Here is an 18,598-nt window from a genome sequence, read left to right on the forward strand (position 1 = left end):
GGAGTCGATTTATTGTTCACGTATGCGAACCTTTCAAAACAATTCGACTCCGGTACCTTTTACCCTACGACGTGCTTCGGTACATCGGCTAACTTAATGCGCGGGCGACGTGGCATGGCTGTTTAGAAAGTATTGTGATGCTGCCCCCTTTAATCCCTTTAATCAGCCGATGCACTACATGTTGACATGATACTGAATGTCGGTAAATATTAGCAACTACCGACGATATGTATCAGTCATGGAAACCTCAAAAATCACGCAGGTTCTGAGTCTCGCCAAGCAGGCAGGCGTAATTCGCGCCCGAGACCTGGAACCGCACAACATACCCCGCACCTATCTTGCCCGCCTATGCGAAGCGGGCAAGCTTCAACGCCTTGGGCGCGGCCTTTATATGCTGACCGATAGCGCCATCACTACCAATCATAGTCTGGGCGAGGCCGCAAAGCGTGTGCCCCATGGCGTGATCTGCCTGCTCTCGGCTCTAAGGTTTCATGGGGTCACCACACAGGCTCCATTCGAAGTCTGGATGGCGATTGAAAACAAAGCGCGCGCGCCAGCAGCCAAAGAAACGCCGCTGCGAGTTGTCCGGTTTTCAGGCAATGCACTAGAGTCCGGCATAGAGACACATGTGATAGACGGTGTGCCGACCCAAATTTACTCGCTCGCCAAGACCATCGCCGATTGTTTCAAGTACCGGAACAAGATCGGACTGGATGTGGCCGTGGAAGCGCTGAGAGAGAGCTGGCGCGCGCGCAGATGCACCATGGACGAGCTCTGGCGTTACGCGGCGGTTTGCCGGGTATCCAATGTGATGCGCCCCTATCTGGAAACACTGACATGAGCATAGATCAACCAAGTAACCTCCCCGCCTCCGTGCGCCAGCGGCTGCTCAATATCGCCAAACGCGATGGTGAGGCATTCGATCTGGTGTTGACGCGCTATGCTCTGGAACGCCTCTTGTATCGCTTGGGGCAGTCCCAATACCACGGCCAGTTTCTGCTCAAGGGGGCGATGCTGTTTGCCGTGTGGGGCGGTGAATCGCACCGCCCTACCCGTGATATTGACCTGCTGGGATTCGGGTCGAGCGAGTTGCCGCAGGTGGTGCAGATTTTTCAGAACATTTGCCAAGTGTCCGTGGAGCCGGATGGGCTGGAGTTTCTCCCCGACACCATGCGTGCCATTGAAATCCGCGAGGATCAGGAGTACCAAGGCGTGCGCGTGTCATTTGAAGCGCGCTTGGGAAATGCCGTTATCCCGATTCAGATTGATATTGGCTACGGCGATGCCGTGACACCCGCGCCGGATGACATTACCTACCCCACCGTGCTGGATTTTGCCGCCCCCAAGCTGCGCGCCTATCCGATCTACTCCGTGGTCGCGGAAAAATTCCAGGCCATGGTATGGCTTGGAATAGCCAATAGCCGCATGAAGGATTTCTACGACATCTGGATCATCATGCAGAAGTTTCCGTTTGAGGGACACATTCTAGGCGAAGCAATCGAAGCTACCTTTGCGCGTCGCCAGACACCCTTGCCGACCGAAGCCCCTTTGGCCTTGACCCAGGCATTTGCCAACGATGCGGCAAAGCAGACCCAGTGGAAAGCGTTTCTGCGCAAGAACGCATTGCCGGTGGATGACCTGACGTTCCCCGACATCATCACAGCCTTGCATGATTTCCTGATGCCGCCGACGCTGGCATCTGCCAAAGGTTTGGCATTCAATGCCAACTGGCCTGCTGGTGGTTCGTGGCAAAGCAAGGCGGAATAAATCCGGCCTCACCGTCCGGATCAAACATCCAGGCTAATCCGCCATGACCCGGAAAATCCGGCGATATAGCTCCCGCATGCGATCGACCTGCATGGACCCCGCCCTGCCACCGTAGCGGGCATCCTCGTAGATACGCGTCATCTCCCCGGCCTCCCGGCTCAAATGACGGTAATACAAATTGATCTCGGCCAGGTATTCCAGCGTATTTTCGCGCGCGTCCCGCTTGATGTCGTGCAACTCGAACAGCCGTGCCATCGCCTCATAACAGACCCGGGCGCCATGTTCATCGCCGCTGTACGAGCCGAACAAGACCAGGCGCATATAGTCGAATCGCGTACGCATCCAGGTGGCCACCCTGGCCTCGCGCATCAGCCGCCACATGGCGTAAAGCAGTGCCAGCACACCGAGAATGGCCAGCAGCGCGATCACTTTGTCGCGATTCTTCTTGAGCCATTCTTTTATCGACTCCCAGATATCCACACAACTTTGCATGACCGGTTGCATCACCTTGCCCACACCATCGGCCAGATCCGCCATGCCATTGATCGCATCGCGCTGCCATTCCGGCATGCCCGGCCGCGCGGCCGCTTTGCGCATCTCGCCGGTGGCCGGCCACCAGCTTGCGCCACCGGCTCCCGCGCCAGAACCGCTGCCGGCCCCGCTACCGGTTCCGCCGCCACTTTTGCCCGGCTGCATGCCGCCGCCGGAAGGCACGTTGCCGCCATTGCCAACCACGACGCCCGGCTGCCCCCAGCGCGACGATATGGACAGCCATGTCGCTTGCGGGGTGAGCGCATAGAACAACAGGCCGAGTGCAAGGATGACCGCAGTCGCCGCGGCGATCGCCGTCCATTGCGCGCCCACCACCTGTTTCCCGAGGCTCTGCTGGCGCAGTTCGCCGGTCTTGCGGTTGATCTGTTCCGCCACCAGGGTGAATACTGCGGCGACCACATAAGGCACGAGATAGAACAGCATGGTCCAATCCGCGCGATAGTGCGACGAGGCGAACAGCACCATCACGACCGAGATGAGCAGCCCCAGATGCAGATGCCGCCGGGTGGTGGTGACGCAGTTGTACGAGACCTGCATCATCGCCAGCAGGTACAACCCGGCACGCGGGAATCCCCACATGGGGATGAACACCAGCACGGTGATCAACGCGCCGAATATCAGTGAACGCCGCATCCAGCTTTTGCCGGTATCGTTGATCTCCCCTCCTTGCCGCCAGCCCACCCACAGGGTGACGGCAAAGGCGACAGCCCATAGCGAGACCTCCGTCGCAAACACGCCATACTGGATGTCGAGAAATGCGTTACAAGCCAGCGCCAGGATTTGTGCGGCGAACAGCCCCAGATAGGCCGGGAAATAATTCAGCGGCGGGCTCATGGATTGAACACCCTCACCAGATCGTCGCCCTTGCGCAACGTCAGGCAGGCTATGCCCAGATCGAGCAACCCGGCCCAGGGCGATGGCCGCGACCCGGGCGGCAGTGCCGTTTGCGACAGGAACGACTCGCGCTCGAACGCGATCGCCAGCACATTGGCGCCGCGCGCGCGCAACAGCGCGATCATCTGCACCGTGTCGGAGACGCGCGCTTCCGGCTCGGAAAGGAACACCACCACCGTCTGCCCGTGACGACAGTTCATCGCAACGGTCTGCAACGCCTTGGCATAAGGTGTCGCGCCATCCGCATCCACTACCGCCAGCGCATCGAGCATGTCCCGGAAATGCGCTTCGCCCGACCCCAGGCCGATGGCAAGGCTGCGCGTCCCTTCGCCGTGCAGCCGGATGGGCATGCCGTTGGCGCATGCATAGCGGCCGATGGACGCGGCGATCCGCACGGCATACTCAAAACTGGAATGCTTGCCGCTGCCGACATTGGCATCCGCCGACATATCCAGGGCGATATACAGGCAGGCGGACGCCAGCGGCTCGAACTCCTTCACCATCAGCTCGTTCAGACGCGCCGTGGTGGGCCAGTGTACATGGCGCGGATTGTCGCCGCGCTGGTACTCGCGCAACCCGGAAAACTCGGCCGTGCCCGCGCCCTCCGGCAGCAGGAAGCCGCCGCGATGGATCTCGCTGGGCGTGCCGAACAGCGGCAGCGAAACGATGGGGAACACGTCCGGATAGATGGTCAGCGTCTGCACCCCGCCGTTCTTCTCCTGGCGCGCCTCGGCCAGGCCGAGCGGAAAGCTGGTCGCCAATCCTGCGGGGCCGAGCCGGTAGAAACCGCGCTTTTCGCACAGCAGCGGCACATCGAAACTCCGCGTCGCATTGCCGCCGATGTAGGCCACCACGCCCAGCACCGTGCCCCCCGCTGCCACCCGGCCCTGCGCGGCACCGACGAAAGGCAGGTGATCCACGGCCTCCACCAAGAAGCGCGGCAGCCAGCCGCGATTGTGTACGGTCACATGGAAATGGACGGTCTCGCCTTCCTCGGCCCGTTGCGGCCCGGAACGCGTCACCGACATGCGCTTCACCAGCCAGTGCGGCCAGGTGATCCCGGTAACCAGGGTCGCCAGCAACAGCGCCGCAATGACCCAGGGGAATGTCTGCTCGCGGTTGATGGCCGCCGCATAAGCCACCAGCACAAGGCTCGCCAGCACCAGCGGCTTGAGATGACGCGGATTCCATGAAGGAAGGGACAGGGCCATCGGCTGGCAATCGACTCTGCGTGTCCCGCCTCACGCCGGCGGCGGCACTTGGTCCACGATCTCTTTCAGGATATGGCTTGCCGTCTTGCCCAGGGCGGCAGCCTGCGGACGCACGATGAGGCGATGTTCCAGCACGGGGCCGGACATGAGCTTGACCATATCTGGGGTCACGTAGTCCCGTCCGCGCAGGAAGGCCAGGCCGCGTGCGCCCCGCGCCAGCGCCAGCGTACCGCGCGGGCTGGCGCCCAGCCGCAGGTCGGCGTGCTGGCGCGTGGCCGCGGCGATGCGGACGATATATTCGGTCACCTCCGGACTGATGCGGATCTGTTTGGTCGCCTCGCGTGCGGCGATGACCTCGGCCTCCGTGGTCACCGCCTGCAGTTGTTCGATGGGATGGACCAGCGCCTGCGCGCCGAGGATTCTGACCTCCTCTTCCAGCGTCGGATAACCCACGTTGAGGCGCACGAAGAAACGGTCGAGCTGGGCCTCGGGCAGCACATGCGTGCCGGCCATGTCGATGGGATTCTGGGTGGCCAGCACCATGAACATCGGCGGCAGGTCATAGGTCACGCCGTCCATGCTGACACGGAACTCCTCCATGCACTCCAGCAGCGCCGATTGCGCGCGCGGCGTGGCGCGGTTGATCTCGTCGGCCAGCAGGATATGGGTGAACACCGGGCCGGGGCGGAATTCGAAATCGCCGGTCTTCTGGTTGTAGATCGGCACGCCGGTGATATCCGACGGCAACAGATCGGGCGTGCATTGCAGCCGCTTCATGTCCACCGCCACTGAACGCGCCAACGCCCGCGCCAACATGGTCTTGCCGGTGCCGGGTACGTCCTCCAGCAGCACATGGCCGCGGCAGAGCAGCGAGATCACCGCCAGATCTATCACCGGTCGTTTTCCAACGATGACTTTTTCGACATTGTCGATCAGGGCTTGAATGGATTGCATGGTCTTTTTTATCGGAAATGGATCGGGAATACAGGTCGCAGGCCGCTTAATACCATCAGGGAGCACCCTCCGGCAACTGTCTCGACGGCCTATATAATTTCCGCGCCCAAACGTTGGAATATGCCATCCTCTCCTCAGCGCTTCACCTGCCTGACGGGGATGCGGACGATTTCGCTACTTTCCCTTTCCAAAACCCATTCCAGGCGGCGTTGATTATCCTATCCTGTGGGTATATGATGCGCCATGGGAACGCCTGAACACACTTTGAAGTGGCTGCTTGATTACGATGGAAGGCGGCACTTTTTCGCCAGCGGCCATTTTCTGAAATTCGAGATCAGGCTGGTTGCGCAGTCTGCCCAAGTGCCGCACGGCATCGCCTATTCCCTTACCTTTCATGACCCGGATGGAACAAGGTTGCTGGGGTTCGACAATGCGCATCCGGCGCCGCATGCTGGCGGAAGGTTTGTGAAGGCCAAGCCGGATGCCGATCACTGGCATAGAACGGTTAATGACGAAGGTCGCCCGTATTCCTTCGTATCGGCAGCGCAGTTGCTGGAAGATTTTTTTGCCGAGGTTGAGAAGTTTTGCGAAGCGCAAGGCATATCGACCGAGGTTGTGGACGACAAGGAGAGATGATTATGAAAATGAAAATCCAGTCTATGCAAGACCTGAGAAAGGAAATGCTGTCTGTCGCTCGCGGTGAGCGCAAAGCTCCTGCCGATGCGGCCCAGGTTTCTTTTGAATCTGTAGAGGCCGTGATTCGGCTGCTGACTCCCGAGAACCGCTTCCTGCTCGCCACCATAGACCAGAAGAAACCCGCTTCCGTGGCTGATCTGGCAAAGCTGGTGCAGCGCGCAGAATCCAATGTCAGCCGCACATTGGGCAAGCTCGAAGCTTTGGGCTTTGTGCGTCTGCGCCAAGGCGCCGGGAAAATCAAGATACCAGAGGTTGCAATCCATCGTCTGACGGTAGACATGGACATCTGCGCGCAGCAAGACAGAGTGGCGGTTGCTTAAGTCCGCCCCCACGACAGCTTATTCGCGACTTGCCTGCTCGACCCTCTTCAGATTACCGATACTCGCGCCGCGCCTGCCTTCATCGTCCCGATCACCGCCGCCTGCTCGAACCCGGCGCTCCTGAAACATGCCAGCACTTCGTCCGCCGCTTCCGGCGCGACACTCACCAGCAGGCCGCCGCTGGTCTGCGCATCGGCCAGCAGGCGCTGCTGCCAGGTTGCCAGTTGCGCGGCGAAATCCACTTCGTGCCCGTAGCTCGCGAGATTGCGGTCGATCGCGCCGGGGCCGATGCCCTGCTGCGCCAGCGGCAAGGCCTCGGACAAGACAGGCACTTGGCCGAACACGATCTCCGCGCCCAGTGCCGAGCCACGGCAGATCTCCAGCAGGTGGCCGAGCAACCCGAAGCCGGTCACGTCGGTGATCGCGTGCACACCCTCCAGTGCCGACAGATCGCTGCCCACCGTGTTGAGCCGGGTGGTGGTGGCGATCATCTGCGCGTACCCCTCGGCGGACAGCAGTTCCTTCTTCAACGCGGCCGCCAGTACGCCCACGCCAATGCCCTTGCCGAGGATCAACACGTCGTCCGCCTGCGCGCCGCTGTTCTTCTTCAACCGGCCGGGATGCACGACGCCCAGCGCCACGAGGCCGTAGATCGGTTCGACGGAATCGATCGAATGCCCGCCCGCCAGCGGGATGCCGGCCGCTTCGCACACCGCTTCGCCGCCCTGCAGGATGGAACGGATGGTCTCGACCGGCAGCTTGTTGATCGGCATGCCGACGATGGCCAGCGCCATGATCGGCTTCCCGCCCATCGCATACACGTCGGACAGCGCGTTGGTCGCGGCGATGCGCCCGAAGTCGAACGGATCGTCGACGATGGGCATGAAGAAATCGGTGGTGGCGATGATCGCCTGCCGGTCGTTGAGGCGGTATACCGCCGCGTCGTCGCTGGTCTCGGTGCCGACCAGCAGATCGGGGAACGGCAGCCTTTCCTTGGCCGCCACCATAATGGAGCGCAGCAACGCTGGTGCGATTTTGCAGCCGCAACCGCCACCGTGCGACAATTGGGTCAACTTCACTTCGGACACGAACTTTTCCTCTTTTGACGATGTTATTCAGAACCGCGAACCTATCACAGCTCGGTGAGTTTGACGAAATTATCGACGTGCGCACGCCGGCGGAATTCGCCGAAGACCACATCCCCGGCGCGATCAACTGCCCGGTGCTGAGCGACGAAGAGCGCATCACCGTCGGCACGCTGTACAAGCAGGCGTCGCCGTTCGAGGCGCGCAAGGTCGGCGCGGCACTGGTCGCGAAGAACATCGCCAACCATCTGGAAACGCGCTTCCACGCGCATCCCAAATCCTGGAAACCGCTGGTCTACTGCTGGCGCGGCGGCCAGCGCAGCGGCGCGATGAGCATCGTCCTCGCGCAGGTCGGCTGGGCGGCGCACAAGCTGGAAGGCGGCTACAAGACTTACCGCCACCATGTGCTGGAACAGCTCGAAGCCTTGCCGCAACGATATACCTACAAAGTCGTATGCGGCCCCACCGGCTCCGGCAAGAGCCGCCTGCTGACCGCGCTGGCGCAGACCGGCCATCAGGTGCTCGACCTGGAAGGATTGGCACGTCATCGCGGCTCGGTGCTGGGCCGCCTGCCCGACCAGCCGCAGCCCGCGCAGAAATGGTTCGACAGCATCCTGTTGCAGCGCCTGCAACAACTCGACCCGTCACGTCCGGTGTATGTCGAGGCGGAAAGCAAGAAGATCGGCAGCATCGCGCTACCCATCGCGCTGTTCGACGCGATGCATGCCAGCCCCTGCCTGCTGGTGGAAACGCCGCTTGCCGCCCGCGTCACCGGACTGCTCGAGGATTACCGCCACTATGCGGAGAACCCGGAAGTCTTCATCGAACACCTCCAGCCGCTGCACCGTTTCCACGGTGCGAAAAAGATGGAGCAATGGAGCGAAATGATCCGTGGCGGGGATCTGGACGCGATGGTCGCCGAACTGCTCACGTTGCACTATGACCCGAGCTACCTGCGCGCCATCACCGGGCACTATGCGCAACTGGACAAGGCAGAGAACGTGGCGCTGAACGACCTGTCGCACACAGCCCTGTGCGAGGTTGCGAAACAACTGTAGGAAGCCGGGTTATCGCGTCGGGTGGAAGCCCGGGCTGGGCCCACGACGGTCTCATCCCCGGCCATTGCGGAAATTCGGAACAGTGGTGTGCCATTTCCGCTTCTTGCCAACAAAAGTGGTCACTCGATTTTCACTTGAAAGAATCGACTCCGTTTCCTTTAGTTTTCGCTTGCTTTTCTGCTTAAAAACATCAAAATGAAAACACCCCAATAACCGTTGCTTGAGGCTGCATATGAGTTACTTTCGTAAGGTGTTGCATCTGACATTGCTGCTTGCAGGTATGGCCATTCCTACCCACACCACCGCGCAGCCCAATCAAGAAGAATTGTTGTTGAATGTGTTCCGGGGTGTTCTCGGCGGACGTGCCGTAGCAGTCCAGGCACCCACCCCGCAAGACGAATTATTCAACGAAGTGATTGAGCGTGGCATCTGCAAACAAACGCGCGACAGCGGCACGTTTTGCGAATACAAAGTCGGCAAAAAACTCTGGCTTTCCATTCGGGATGTCGGTGGCCGTGAAGAAGTCATCGTCTTCCAACACTCCGACTGGGATGAAGACTACTACGCCGTTTTACATGGCGGCTGTATTGCAGTCGTACCCGGCGCGCTGAATCAGAGAAAGTTCGCCAATTATGATGGCGTATACATCTCACCCAAAAATGGCCGCCTGTTCCGTGCACTGGCAGAGTGCCAAAGCGCCAGACGTTGACGCTTTTCAGCCGACTTTCCAGCCAATTTTCCCTTTATTTCAGCTTCAAATTCCAGCAATGACATGGGCACGAAGACCCATTCATTTCGCCCCCTCCTCAAAATTCAAACTTACCTGCTCACTCCGGTACCTTTAAGTGTTTTAGAGGTAATTGCGCTGTTTCACCATTTAGCTATCCCTGACTCCTTTAGCCACCAGTGCCATGAACCGAGCCCCACCCCCCCCCAGGAACCCGGGCCGGTCCCCCACCGCGCCTGCCCAACCCTGATTCCGACAATTCCGACAACTCCTTGGCGAACGGATCGTTCTCGGTGAGCGTCATGCGCTGACCGAAATCGAGAGCATCTTTCCTGAGGATGAGCAGATCAATGGGGGGCCGGCGGGGGGGTGGGGGGGGGGGGTGGGGTTATGGGCAACCGCGCGCGCGGTGGGCGGCCCGCCCGAGTGGGGTTCCACGTTTGTGGTGGCGGCCAAGATGGGCTTGCCGTATTTCATCTCGCCGATCTGCAGGAAGGGGTGATCGTCCGATTCGTGGATGTAGTTTCCCTGCGCGTAGATGAGCAGTGTCTCGGGTCTGCCGCTGCCGACCTGCCCCCCGAAGATGAAGGTGGCTTCGAAATTGGTGTTCGCGGTATCGCGTTCGGTATGCTGCTTTTGCACCGATGCACTGATGCTGGCGATGTAGTCCGAGGCGGCAAGCATGCTCGGCACGCTGCGCAGATTCACCGGGGCAGCCTCTTCGATGTCACTCCATAGCCGCTTGACCACCGCCTGCGTGGTGGCCAGATTGCCCGCAGACAGCAGCACGAAAGATCGCTCGCCCGGCCACACGAAGGAATGCATCTTGGTATAGGTGGAGATGTTGTCGAATCCGGCGTTGGTGCGCGAATCGGAACAGAACACCACGCCTTCGTCGGTGTTGATGGCCAGGCAATATGTCATAGGGATACGATCATTTCAGGTTGTGGAGGTCGCCTTGCGACGACGACGCTTCATTCGGACGCGCAACACTACCATGCCCATTCATTGCTGGGCAAACTCGATTTCTCCCTGTGCTTTACCGGGCGGCGGAACGCCGTCTTGCCAGGCATGGAAATAGTTCTGCATCAGCGCATCGTGTATCTCACCCAACTGCTTCTGTAGCAGGTCGAGATATTCGTGCAAAGCCACAGCATCAAGCTGGGAAGTGTCGTGCTGAGCGATCTTGAGCCGCAACAGCGCGGTGAGCTGTTGCAACTGCTGAGACTTTGGCATCAGCCGGAAGCAGGTCTCCATCTCGCTCAGACAATGCGACACGCTGCGCGGGAAGCGCATGTCCTGCAACAGGAAGCGGATTGCATCGTCACTGCGCACATGCATGGAGACCAGACGGCGATAGGTCTGGTAGGCGGACAACGATTCGAGCGTGCTCATCCAGATGCGCTCTACCAACGCTTCGCGCACCACGCTGTCGTCCGGAAAACAGATGGCGGAATGCAGATCGAGGATGCGCGTGGTCATGTCGGCGCGCTCGATGTTGCGACCGAGCTTGATCAACTGGTAGGTGTCATCGTGCGGCATGGTGCCGGAGAACAGGCCGACGATGGCATGCCGCCGCTGGATGACCTCGTTCAGCACCATGTAGCGTTCGCGCCGGTTACGGCAGGCGGCCTGTGCATTCTGGCGCACATACAGATACAGACTGTTGATGCGCTCCCACATTTCGGCGGGTAATACTTCACGCAGGGTGCGTGTGTTCTCGCGCGCATATCTCACGCAGGCAAAGATGGAGCTGGGGTTGCTCTCGTCCTCGATCAGGAAGCGCATGATGGATTCCTCGTTCGCCTCGGGATAGGTCTTGGCGAACAGATCATCCAGTCCGGCGATCTCAGCCAGATTCTTCCAGCCGAATGTTGCGCCGTGCGGCAGGTCGAGCAGCACATAGGTGGTGCTGTTGATCAGGCGTGCGGTGTTCTCGGCGCGCTCCAGATTGCGCGCCATCCAGTACAGGTTCTCTGCAACGCGGGCGAGCATCATGCTGCGTCCTCCACGATCCAGGTGTCTTTGCTGCCGCCCCCCTGCGAGGAGTTGACCACCAGCGACCCCTTGCGCAGGGCCACGCGCGTGAGGCCGCCGGTGGTGGCATATAGCTGGTCGGACTGCAGCACGAAAGGCCGCAGGTCGAGGTGGCGCGGCGCAAGCTTGCCGTCTACCAGTGTCGGCGCGGTGGAGATCTCCAGCGTGGGTTGCGCCATGTAGTTGCGCGGGTCCCTTCGGATCAGTTCGGCGAACTGCGCGCGCTCTTCCGGCGTCGCACGCGGGCCGATCAGCATGCCGTAGCCGCCCGATTCGTTGGCAGGCTTCACCACCAGCTTGTCCAGATTCGCCAGCACATACTCGCGCTGCTCTTCGATCATGCACAGGTAGCTGGGCACGTTGGCAAGGATGGGTTCTTCGTCCAGATAGTATTTGATGATCTGCGGCACGAATGAATACACCACCTTGTCGTCCGCCACGCCCGCACCCGGCGCGTTGGCGATGCCGACATTGCCTTTGCGCCAGGCGCGCATCAAGCCCGGCGTACCCAGCACCGAATCCGGGTTGAATACTTCTTGATCGAGGAAGGCGTCGTCGATGCGGCGGTAGATCACATCCACGCGCTGCAGACCGGTGATGGTCTTCATGTAGACGATGTCGTCCGCGCCCACCACCATGTCGCTGCCTTCAACCAGGAGCGCACCCATCTGTTGCGCCAGATAACTGTGTTCGAAATAGGCGGAGTTGTAGATACCGGGTGTGAGTACCGCGATAACGGGCTGCGTGCCTTCGCGTGGCGAGAGCGAAGCCAGCATCTGGTAGAGCCGGGTCGGATAGTCATCCACCGGCATGATGGTGGTGGTGCGAAACACCTCGGGGAAGATGCGCTTCATGATCTGGCGGTTCTCCAACATGTAGGAAACTCCGGATGGCACGCGCAGATTGTCTTCCAGCACATACACGGTGCCGTCCTTGTCACGCACCAAGTCGGTGCCACAGATGTGCGCCCACACGCCAAAGCGGGGCGTGATGCCCACGCATTGCGGTCTGAAGTTACCCGAGCCTTCCAGCACCTCGGCCGGAAACACGCCGTCCTTGATGATGCGCTGTTCGTTGTACAGGTCGTTGATGAACAGGTTCAGCGCACGCAGACGCTGCTTGAGTCCGGCCTGTATGGCCTCCCATTCCTTGCGTCCCATCACGCGCGGGATGGGGTCGAACGGCCATACGCGGTCGATATTCCCCGCCTCGCTGTACACGGTGAAGGTGATGCCCATGGCCATGATGGTGGCATCCACCGCTTGGCGACGGTTCACGATCTCGTCTTCGTTCAACGAATTCATGTAGTCGAACAAGGGCTGAGCTGCCGAGCGCGGTTTCAGCTCGCGATCCAGCAGTTCATCATAGGCGGTATGTGTTGCGTATTCGTCTCTGGCGAGTTCCATAACTGTGCACTGTCGGTTTCCTTACAATGCATCAAGCGAATAGCGTGCCAATACAACAGTGACGCAGAATTGCCTAGATAATTCGGCCTAGCGCGGCTTCTGGTAAAAACCAAACTTCAACAGTTCCACATTGAAGCAGTCAAAACCCTCAGCCATCGAACTGCCACATGTCCATCGCCAGCATGCCGTAGGTCATCACGCGGTTCAGGCGCTGTGATTTTCTGATGTCGTGTGCAGCGCCGAGCGCGACGAACAGCGGCAGCAGGTGTTCGTCGGTGGGATGGTTCTGCACGGCATGCGGCGCGCGGCTGCGATATTCGACTAGCGCTTCCAGGTCGCCCGCTTCGATCTTTTCCGCGATCCAGTCGCAGAACTCCGTCACCCATTCCGGCGAGGGTTCGCCTTGCGGGTGGTTGAACAGGGCGCGCAGGTTGTGGGTGATGGAACCGCTGCCGACGATCAGCACGCCCTGCTCGCGCAGCGGGCGCAGCGCGCGGCCCACCGCGATATGCCAGGCCGGATCGCGCTCCGGCTGCAACGAGAGTTGCGCGACCGGGATGTCCGCTTCGGGGAACATGAGCCGCAGCGGCACCCATGCGCCGTGATCCAGCCCGCGCGTCGCGTCCCGTTGCACCGCTATCCCGGCCTGTTGCAACGCATCGACTACCGCTTGCGCCAGCGCCGGTGCGCCGGGTGCGAAATAATGCAGTTCGTAAAGTTCGGCGGGGAAGCCGTAGAAGTCGTGGATGGTTTCCGGTTCGACCGCGCTGCTGACGGTCGGGACTGGCGTCTCCCAGTGCGCGGAGATCACCAGGATCGCCGATGGCCGGGGCAATCGTTCGCCCAGTTGCCGCCAGGCCGCGCCCGTTTCGCCGGAATCGAGCGACAGGGTCGGGGCACCGTGTGAGACGAACAGGACAGGCAGGGTCATGCGCGGATGCTAGCACGATGAAGCCGCGCTGTATCTGGACTAGAATGTCAGCGTCAATCCATGGAGGACTCAGATGGAACTCAGACAACTGGGCACAAGCGATTTGCGCGTTTCCGCGCTATGTCTCGGTACGATGACGTTCGGCGAACAGAACAGCGAAACGGATGCGCACGCGCAACTCGATTACGCGGTGTCGCGCGGCGTGAATTTCATCGATACCGCGGAGATGTACCCGGTGCCGCCGCGCGGCGAGACGGTGCATCGTACCGAGAGCTATATCGGCACCTGGCTGAAGCACCAGCAGCGCGACAGGTTGGTCATCGCGACCAAGATCGCCGGCCCGTCGCGCGGCTTCGGCTGGATACGCAACGGCCCGCGCATCAACCGCGAACACATCAATGCCGCGATCGACGCCAGCCTGAAGCGCTTGCAGACCGACTACGTCGATCTTTACCAGATCCATTGGCCGGACCGCTATGTGCCGATGTTCGGCGGCACAAGTTACGACATCGCGCAGGAACACGACAGTACGCCGATCATCGGGCAGTTGCAGGTGCTGGCGGAATTAGTACGGGCCGGCAAGGTGCGCCACATCGGTCTGTCCAACGAGACGCCGTGGGGCGTGGCGGAGTTCGTGCGCTGCGCTGCACAGGCGGGATTACCGAAGATCGTCTCGATCCAGAATGCCTACCACCTGATGAACCGCACCTACGAGAACGGCCTCGCGGAAGTCTGCCGCCATGCGAACGTCGGCCTGCTCGCCTACAGTCCGCTGGCGTTCGGCTGGCTCACCGGGAAATACCTGGATGCCCCGGAGGCCAAAGGACGCGTCACGCTGTTCCCCGGTTTCGGCCAGCGCTACAACAAGCCCAACGTCCCGGTCGCCAGCAGGGAGTACGTGCGCATCGCCCGCGAGGCCGGGATGAGCCCTGCGACGATGGCGCTGGCTTTTGCGCGCACGCGCTGGTTCACCGCCAGTGTGATACTCGGCGCGACGAGCCTGGATCAGTTGAAGGAGAATCTGGACAGTGCGGAAGTGATGCTGTCGGCGGAAATGATGGAAAAGATCGAGGCCGTGCATCAACGGTATCCGAACCCGGCACCCTGATATGCATAAGGATGCGCTGATTAAGTCGTCATTCCCGCGAAAGCGGGAATCCACCTTGTTGATTCGACTGGGTTCCCGCTTTGCGAGCAGCCGCTACGCGACTTGCCTGCTTACCCCTTTGCGCGGGAACGACAAAAACAGACTTGTTCAGCGTTCCCATAAGTCGACATGGCAGCGGTTCCTGTTGGCCGCCCTTGCCCTGCTGGCGGTTGCCTGCGGCGAGAAGGCGGGCGAGACCGCGCTCCCTGCCGGCAGCACGGTCCTGGCGCTGGGTGACAGCCTGACCGCCGGGGCCGGCGTGTCTGCCGAAGAGGCATGGCCCGCCCTGCTGGCGAGCCGGACGGGATGGGACATCATCAACGGCGGGATCAACGGCAACACGAGCAGCGATGCCTTGAAGCGCCTGCCGGGGCTGCTCGACCAGCACGACCCCGCGTTGGTATTGGTGACACTGGGCGGGAACGACATGCTGCGCCATCTGCCCGAGGAAGAGACCGTCGCCAACCTGGAACAGATCATCGGGCTTGTCCGGCAGCACGGGGCGAAGCCGGTACTGCTGGCCACGCCGAAGCCCAGTCTCGCGGGCGCCGTTTTCCAGAATCTGTCGCCGCCCGATTTCTACCGGCAAGTGGCCGATGCGCAGCATGTTCCGCTGATCGAGGATGCCGTCGCCGAGGTGCTGTCCGATCCGAAAATGAAGGGCGACCCGCTGCACCCGAATGCCGAAGGCCATGTACTGTTGTCCGGAAAACTGTTCGACGCCCTGCAGTCGATCGGGTATGCCCGGTAATCGCGCCTTCCCGCGTCATCTGGAATCGCCGGCGCACTCGCAAAATCCGCGGATATGCGCAACAATGTAGCCCCTTTTGCACCGCTGGCAATGCAAACCGCCTCCATACCGGAATTGCCACTTGTTACGCTCACGACGAACATGAACCCTACAACAACCATCGGCAAATATCAGGTCATCCGCAAACTCGGACAGGGGGCGACCAGCACGGTCTACCTGGCGCACGATCCCTTTGCGGAAAGGAATGTTGCCATCAAGGTGCTGGACCAGAAGATTCTGAACGATCCGCGCGCCGGGAAAGTCTACCGGCACCAGCTGAATACCGAGGCATCGCTGGCGGGGCGGCTGTCCCATCCGCATATCGTCGCGATCTATGATGCGGTGATCGACGATGAATCCAGCTATATCGTGATGGAATACGTCGAGGGCGGAACACTCGAGAAGCACGCCGAACCGAAAGGGTTGCTGGATATCGCGCGCGTCGTCGAGATCATCTTCAAATGTTGCCGCGCCCTGAACTACGCGCAATTCAACGGGGTGATCCACCGCGACATCAAGCCGGCCAATATCCTTCTGGCCAAATCCGGAGAGATCAAGGTGTCCGATCTGGGCGCCGCGATCGTTCCGAGCATGGATCAGACCCAGATCGGCAACATCGGGTCTCCCGGATACATGTCGCCCGAACAGATCAACGGCGAAACATTGACGCACCAGACCGACATCTTTTCGCTCGGCGTGGTGATGTACCGGCTGCTGACCGGACGATCACCTTATACGGCCAAGGATATGGCCACCCTGACCAAGCAGATCACCGACTCCGAGATCATCCTCCCGAGAAAACTGCGCCCCGACCTGCCCGTCCCGCTGGAAGAGATCGTGCTCAGGGCCATGCAGAAGGACCGCAAGAAACGCTATCAGGACTGGAAAGAGTTCGGCGCGGATCTGGCATCGGCGGGTTCTTTCGAGAAGAAGGAGGCCGCCGTCAGCGAGGCGGCAAGATTCACCAGCCTTCGCGAGATGAATTTGTTCGCCGAGTTTACCGACGAGGAGCTCTGGGAAATACTGCACATCGTCGAGTGGCAGCATCATGTTCCCAAGACGATTCTGATGCGCGAAGGCGAGCCAGGCGAAAACTTCTACATCCTCACCCAGGGCATGGCGACAGTCACAAAAGCCGGGCGACTGTTGAACACCGTGCGCGCAGGGGAAAGTTTCGGCGAAATGGCCTATGTGGCCGGGAAGCTCACGCCGCGCTCGGCCACGGTCACCGCCGCGACCGCCGTGACCACGATGAAAATAACACCCGATCACCTGTCCAGCCTGTCGGACCATTGCCAGTTGCACTTCAGCAAGGCTTTCCTGAAGATCATGGCCGACCGGTTGCGCGTGGCCGACGACCGTTTCGCCAGCCTGTTGAGCTAACGGATCTCGATGAATTCCAGCGCGTTCCGGTCCGGATCGCGGCAGAACAATGCACAGCGCCCGGACTGGCTCAAGGTATAAGCCACTCCCGCCTCATCCAGTCGCGCCGTCAGTTGCGAAAAATCCTGCACGCCCAGCGCCACATGGCGGTCGCGTCCGCCGTGCGCCGGACGCTGCAAACCCGCCTCGGGATCGGGTAGCAACATCAGGTGCAGTTGCTGGCTCGGCCCGACGTCGTACCACACGCCCTCGAAGCTCATCGCCGGACGGGACGGATCGGGGCGCAAGCCGAGCACGCCTTCGTAAAAGGCGCGCGAACGCGACAGATCGCTGGTCAGGAACGTCGCATGGTGGATGCCCGTGATCATCATGATGGTTTGACCGGAATGACTTTGCCTGCTGCCAGCTTCGCCCGTGCCCGCGCCTCATCGGTATCGCTGCCGGTCGCCAGTGCTACCCCCATGCGGCGACGCATGAACGATTCCGGCTTACCGAATAACCGGATGTCCACCTCCGGCACACGCAAGGCATCATCCACTCCCCTGAAAGCGATGCCTTTCTCCTCCATACCACCGTAGATGACGGCAGAGGCCCCCGTGGCGCATAGCGTGGTATCAACCGGCAAACCGAGGATAGCGCGCGCATGCAATTCGAATTCGCTCAGACGCTGCGTACACATAGTTACCATGCCGGTGTCATGCGGGCGCGGGCTGACCTCGCTGAACCACACATCATCACCTTTCACAAATAACTCCACACCGAACAGCCCCAGCCCGCCCAGATCGTCGGTCACTTTCTTTGCGATCTCGTGCGAACGTTGCAGGGCTGCGGGTGTCATCGCCATCGGCTGCCAGCTTTCCACATAGTCACCCTGCACCTGCACGTGACCGACAGGTTCGCAGAAATGCGTCTCGATCTTGCCCTCTGCGCCGACCGCACGCACGGTGAGCAGGGTGATCTCGTAATCGAAAGCGATGAAACCCTCCACGATGACCCGTCCCTGGTTCACGCGCGATCCACTGGCCGCGTAGTCCCAAGCTGCTTGAACCTCGCTCGCGTTGTCGATCTTCGACTGTCCCTTGCCCGAGGATGACATCACCGGCTTGACGATGCAGGGATAACCGATGCCCCCGCAAGGGGGACGCCGGTGGGTGCCCGAGTGCTCCGCACTCACCCCTCCGCAGCCGCCATCAATGGCAGCCTGCAACTCGTCCAGGCTGTTAGCGAACTTGTAGGGCGAGGTCGGCAATCCCAATGTCTCGGCCGCCAGGCGGCGGATGCCTTCGCGGTTCATGGTGAGCTGTGCCGCGCGTGCGGTCGGGATGACGCGCGCCAGCCCTTCCTTCTCGATCTGCACCAGCATGTCCGTGGCGATCGCCTCGATCTCCGGCACGATGAGGTGCGGCTGTTCTTTTTCGATGAGCGCGCGCAGTGCCGCGCCGTCCGCCATGTTGATGACATGGGCGCGGTGCGCCACCTGGTGGCCGGGCGCGTTCGCATAACGATCCACCGCGATGACTTCCACGCCCAGCCGTTGCAGCGCGATGATGACCTCCTTGCCGAGTTCGCCGCTGCCGAGCAGCATGACTCTGGTTGCCGATGCCGCAAGCGGCGTGCCGAGTATGATCGGGTTCATGACG

20 protein-coding genes are annotated in these 18,598 nt (G+C 60.8%); 9 read left to right on the forward strand and 11 right to left on the reverse strand.

Features of this window, described 5'->3' with window-relative positions; genetic code table 11:
- The first annotated feature begins 238 nt into the window (after nucleotides 1-238).
- Nucleotides 239-841, forward strand: coding sequence for a type IV toxin-antitoxin system AbiEi family antitoxin domain-containing protein (locus IPM27_03840; protein ID MBK9160681.1), 603 nt, complete (start codon nucleotides 239-241; stop codon nucleotides 839-841).
- Entirely contained in the window at nucleotides 838-1,767 is a 930-nt protein-coding gene (locus tag IPM27_03845) for a nucleotidyl transferase AbiEii/AbiGii toxin family protein (GenBank protein MBK9160682.1), read from the forward strand. The genes IPM27_03840 and IPM27_03845 overlap by 4 nt, the downstream gene beginning before the upstream one ends.
- A 33-nt stretch (nucleotides 1,768-1,800) precedes the next feature.
- On the opposite strand, the gene IPM27_03850 is transcribed toward IPM27_03845, so the two are convergent.
- The 3 genes from IPM27_03850 to IPM27_03860 are packed head-to-tail and all read right to left on the reverse strand — an operon-like array spanning nucleotide 1,801 to nucleotide 5,378.
- Nucleotides 1,801-3,153: a hypothetical protein gene (locus tag IPM27_03850; protein MBK9160683.1), complete on the reverse strand. Its 1,353-nt coding sequence runs from the start codon at nucleotides 3,151-3,153 to the stop codon at nucleotides 1,801-1,803.
- Complete coding sequence (locus IPM27_03855) at nucleotides 3,150-4,424, reverse strand: DUF58 domain-containing protein (protein MBK9160684.1); 1,275 nt, start codon at nucleotides 4,422-4,424, stop codon at nucleotides 3,150-3,152. Before IPM27_03855 ends, IPM27_03850 begins: the two co-directional genes overlap by 4 nt.
- A 30-nt stretch (nucleotides 4,425-4,454) precedes the next feature.
- Nucleotides 4,455-5,378: a MoxR family ATPase gene (locus IPM27_03860; GenBank protein MBK9160685.1), complete on the reverse strand. Its 924-nt coding sequence runs from the start codon at nucleotides 5,376-5,378 to the stop codon at nucleotides 4,455-4,457.
- 243 nt (nucleotides 5,379-5,621) lie between these two features.
- On the opposite strand from IPM27_03860, the gene IPM27_03865 reads away from it, so the two are divergent.
- Together IPM27_03865 and IPM27_03870 are read left to right on the forward strand one after the other, a co-directional pair.
- Entirely contained in the window at nucleotides 5,622-6,014 is a 393-nt protein-coding gene (locus IPM27_03865) for a hypothetical protein (GenBank protein ID MBK9160686.1), read from the forward strand.
- Nucleotides 6,015-6,016: 2 nt separating this feature from the next.
- Nucleotides 6,017-6,394 (forward strand): MarR family transcriptional regulator, encoded by a 378-nt coding sequence (locus IPM27_03870; protein MBK9160687.1) that lies wholly within the window; start codon nucleotides 6,017-6,019, stop codon nucleotides 6,392-6,394.
- Nucleotides 6,395-6,441: 47 nt separating this feature from the next.
- On the opposite strand, the gene selD is transcribed toward IPM27_03870, so the two are convergent.
- Nucleotides 6,442-7,482: a selenide, water dikinase SelD gene (gene selD, locus IPM27_03875; GenBank protein MBK9160688.1), complete on the reverse strand. Its 1,041-nt coding sequence runs from the start codon at nucleotides 7,480-7,482 to the stop codon at nucleotides 6,442-6,444.
- Nucleotides 7,483-7,502: 20 nt separating this feature from the next.
- Here selD and mnmH point away from each other — a divergent pair, with 20 nt between their 5' ends.
- Both mnmH and IPM27_03885 read left to right on the forward strand, forming a co-directional pair.
- Nucleotides 7,503-8,537: a tRNA 2-selenouridine(34) synthase MnmH gene (gene mnmH / locus IPM27_03880; protein MBK9160689.1), complete on the forward strand. Its 1,035-nt coding sequence runs from the start codon at nucleotides 7,503-7,505 to the stop codon at nucleotides 8,535-8,537.
- Between the two features lie 232 nt (nucleotides 8,538-8,769).
- The gene (locus IPM27_03885; GenBank protein MBK9160690.1) at nucleotides 8,770-9,246 is read left to right on the forward strand and encodes a hypothetical protein; all 477 of its coding nucleotides are present in this window, start codon (nucleotides 8,770-8,772) and stop codon (nucleotides 9,244-9,246) included.
- A gap of 318 nt (nucleotides 9,247-9,564) precedes the next feature.
- On the opposite strand, the gene IPM27_03890 is transcribed toward IPM27_03885, so the two are convergent.
- From IPM27_03890 to IPM27_03910, 5 genes are all read right to left on the reverse strand, one after another.
- Entirely contained in the window at nucleotides 9,565-10,053 is a 489-nt protein-coding gene (locus IPM27_03890; GenBank protein MBK9160691.1) for a hypothetical protein, read from the reverse strand.
- Entirely contained in the window at nucleotides 9,992-10,180 is a 189-nt protein-coding gene (locus IPM27_03895; protein ID MBK9160692.1) for a hypothetical protein, read from the reverse strand. The genes IPM27_03890 and IPM27_03895 overlap by 62 nt, the downstream gene beginning before the upstream one ends.
- 89 nt (nucleotides 10,181-10,269) lie before the next feature.
- Complete coding sequence (locus IPM27_03900; protein MBK9160693.1) at nucleotides 10,270-11,262, reverse strand: alpha-E domain-containing protein; 993 nt, start codon at nucleotides 11,260-11,262, stop codon at nucleotides 10,270-10,272.
- Nucleotides 11,259-12,707 (reverse strand): circularly permuted type 2 ATP-grasp protein, encoded by a 1,449-nt coding sequence (locus tag IPM27_03905; GenBank protein ID MBK9160694.1) that lies wholly within the window; start codon nucleotides 12,705-12,707, stop codon nucleotides 11,259-11,261. The genes IPM27_03900 and IPM27_03905 overlap by 4 nt, the downstream gene beginning before the upstream one ends.
- Before the next feature lie 148 nt (nucleotides 12,708-12,855).
- Nucleotides 12,856-13,638, reverse strand: coding sequence for a dioxygenase (locus IPM27_03910; GenBank protein MBK9160695.1), 783 nt, complete (start codon nucleotides 13,636-13,638; stop codon nucleotides 12,856-12,858).
- Between the two features lie 73 nt (nucleotides 13,639-13,711).
- Here IPM27_03910 and IPM27_03915 point away from each other — a divergent pair, with 73 nt between their 5' ends.
- The 3 genes from IPM27_03915 to IPM27_03925 all read left to right on the forward strand — a co-directional run bounded on the left by IPM27_03915 (nucleotide 13,712) and on the right by IPM27_03925 (nucleotide 16,958).
- Nucleotides 13,712-14,746, forward strand: a complete 1,035-nt coding sequence (locus IPM27_03915) for an NADP(H)-dependent aldo-keto reductase (protein ID MBK9160696.1) — start codon at nucleotides 13,712-13,714, stop codon at nucleotides 14,744-14,746.
- Between the two features lies 1 nt (nucleotide 14,747).
- Nucleotides 14,748-15,536, forward strand: coding sequence for an arylesterase (locus IPM27_03920; protein ID MBK9160697.1), 789 nt, complete (start codon nucleotides 14,748-14,750; stop codon nucleotides 15,534-15,536).
- A 141-nt stretch (nucleotides 15,537-15,677) separates the two neighbouring features.
- Nucleotides 15,678-16,958: a protein kinase gene (locus IPM27_03925; GenBank protein MBK9160698.1), complete on the forward strand. Its 1,281-nt coding sequence runs from the start codon at nucleotides 15,678-15,680 to the stop codon at nucleotides 16,956-16,958.
- Here IPM27_03925 and IPM27_03930 read toward each other — a convergent pair.
- Nucleotides 16,955-17,326 carry a VOC family protein gene (locus IPM27_03930; protein ID MBK9160699.1) on the reverse strand — a complete coding sequence of 124 codons (372 nt, stop codon included), beginning with the start codon at nucleotides 17,324-17,326 and terminating at the stop codon, nucleotides 16,955-16,957. The two genes, IPM27_03925 and IPM27_03930, sit on opposite strands and share 4 nt — an antisense overlap.
- Complete coding sequence (purT, locus tag IPM27_03935) at nucleotides 17,326-18,594, reverse strand: formate-dependent phosphoribosylglycinamide formyltransferase (GenBank protein MBK9160700.1); 1,269 nt, start codon at nucleotides 18,592-18,594, stop codon at nucleotides 17,326-17,328. The genes IPM27_03930 and purT overlap by 1 nt, the downstream gene beginning before the upstream one ends.
- Nucleotides 18,595-18,598: the final 4 nt, after the last annotated feature.

This window comes from Nitrosomonadales bacterium (assembly GCA_016716325.1).
GTDB lineage: Bacteria > Pseudomonadota > Gammaproteobacteria > Burkholderiales > Gallionellaceae > Gallionella.

Bases quoted from the DNA above. Each gene is read 5' to 3' on its own strand.
- IPM27_03840 (MBK9160681.1), top strand. From the start codon at position 239: ATGGAAACCTCAAAAATCACGCAGGTTCTGAGTCTCGCCAAGCAGGCA.
- IPM27_03845 (MBK9160682.1), top strand. From the start codon at position 838: ATGAGCATAGATCAACCAAGTAACCTCCCCGCCTCCGTGCGCCAGCGG.
- IPM27_03850 (MBK9160683.1), bottom strand. From the start codon at position 3,153: ATGAGCCCGCCGCTGAATTATTTCCCGGCCTATCTGGGGCTGTTCGCC.
- IPM27_03855 (MBK9160684.1), bottom strand. From the start codon at position 4,424: ATGGCCCTGTCCCTTCCTTCATGGAATCCGCGTCATCTCAAGCCGCTG.
- IPM27_03860 (MBK9160685.1), bottom strand. From the start codon at position 5,378: ATGCAATCCATTCAAGCCCTGATCGACAATGTCGAAAAAGTCATCGTT.
- IPM27_03865 (MBK9160686.1), top strand. From the start codon at position 5,622: ATGGGAACGCCTGAACACACTTTGAAGTGGCTGCTTGATTACGATGGA.
- IPM27_03870 (MBK9160687.1), top strand. From the start codon at position 6,017: ATGAAAATGAAAATCCAGTCTATGCAAGACCTGAGAAAGGAAATGCTG.
- mnmH (MBK9160689.1), top strand. From the start codon at position 7,503: ATGTTATTCAGAACCGCGAACCTATCACAGCTCGGTGAGTTTGACGAA.
- IPM27_03885 (MBK9160690.1), top strand. From the start codon at position 8,770: ATGAGTTACTTTCGTAAGGTGTTGCATCTGACATTGCTGCTTGCAGGT.
- IPM27_03900 (MBK9160693.1), bottom strand. From the start codon at position 11,262: ATGATGCTCGCCCGCGTTGCAGAGAACCTGTACTGGATGGCGCGCAAT.
- IPM27_03905 (MBK9160694.1), bottom strand. From the start codon at position 12,707: ATGGAACTCGCCAGAGACGAATACGCAACACATACCGCCTATGATGAA.
- IPM27_03910 (MBK9160695.1), bottom strand. From the start codon at position 13,638: ATGACCCTGCCTGTCCTGTTCGTCTCACACGGTGCCCCGACCCTGTCG.
- IPM27_03915 (MBK9160696.1), top strand. From the start codon at position 13,712: ATGGAACTCAGACAACTGGGCACAAGCGATTTGCGCGTTTCCGCGCTA.
- IPM27_03920 (MBK9160697.1), top strand. From the start codon at position 14,748: ATGCATAAGGATGCGCTGATTAAGTCGTCATTCCCGCGAAAGCGGGAA.
- IPM27_03925 (MBK9160698.1), top strand. From the start codon at position 15,678: ATGAACCCTACAACAACCATCGGCAAATATCAGGTCATCCGCAAACTC.
- IPM27_03930 (MBK9160699.1), bottom strand. From the start codon at position 17,326: ATGATCACGGGCATCCACCATGCGACGTTCCTGACCAGCGATCTGTCG.
- purT (MBK9160700.1), bottom strand. From the start codon at position 18,594: ATGAACCCGATCATACTCGGCACGCCGCTTGCGGCATCGGCAACCAGA.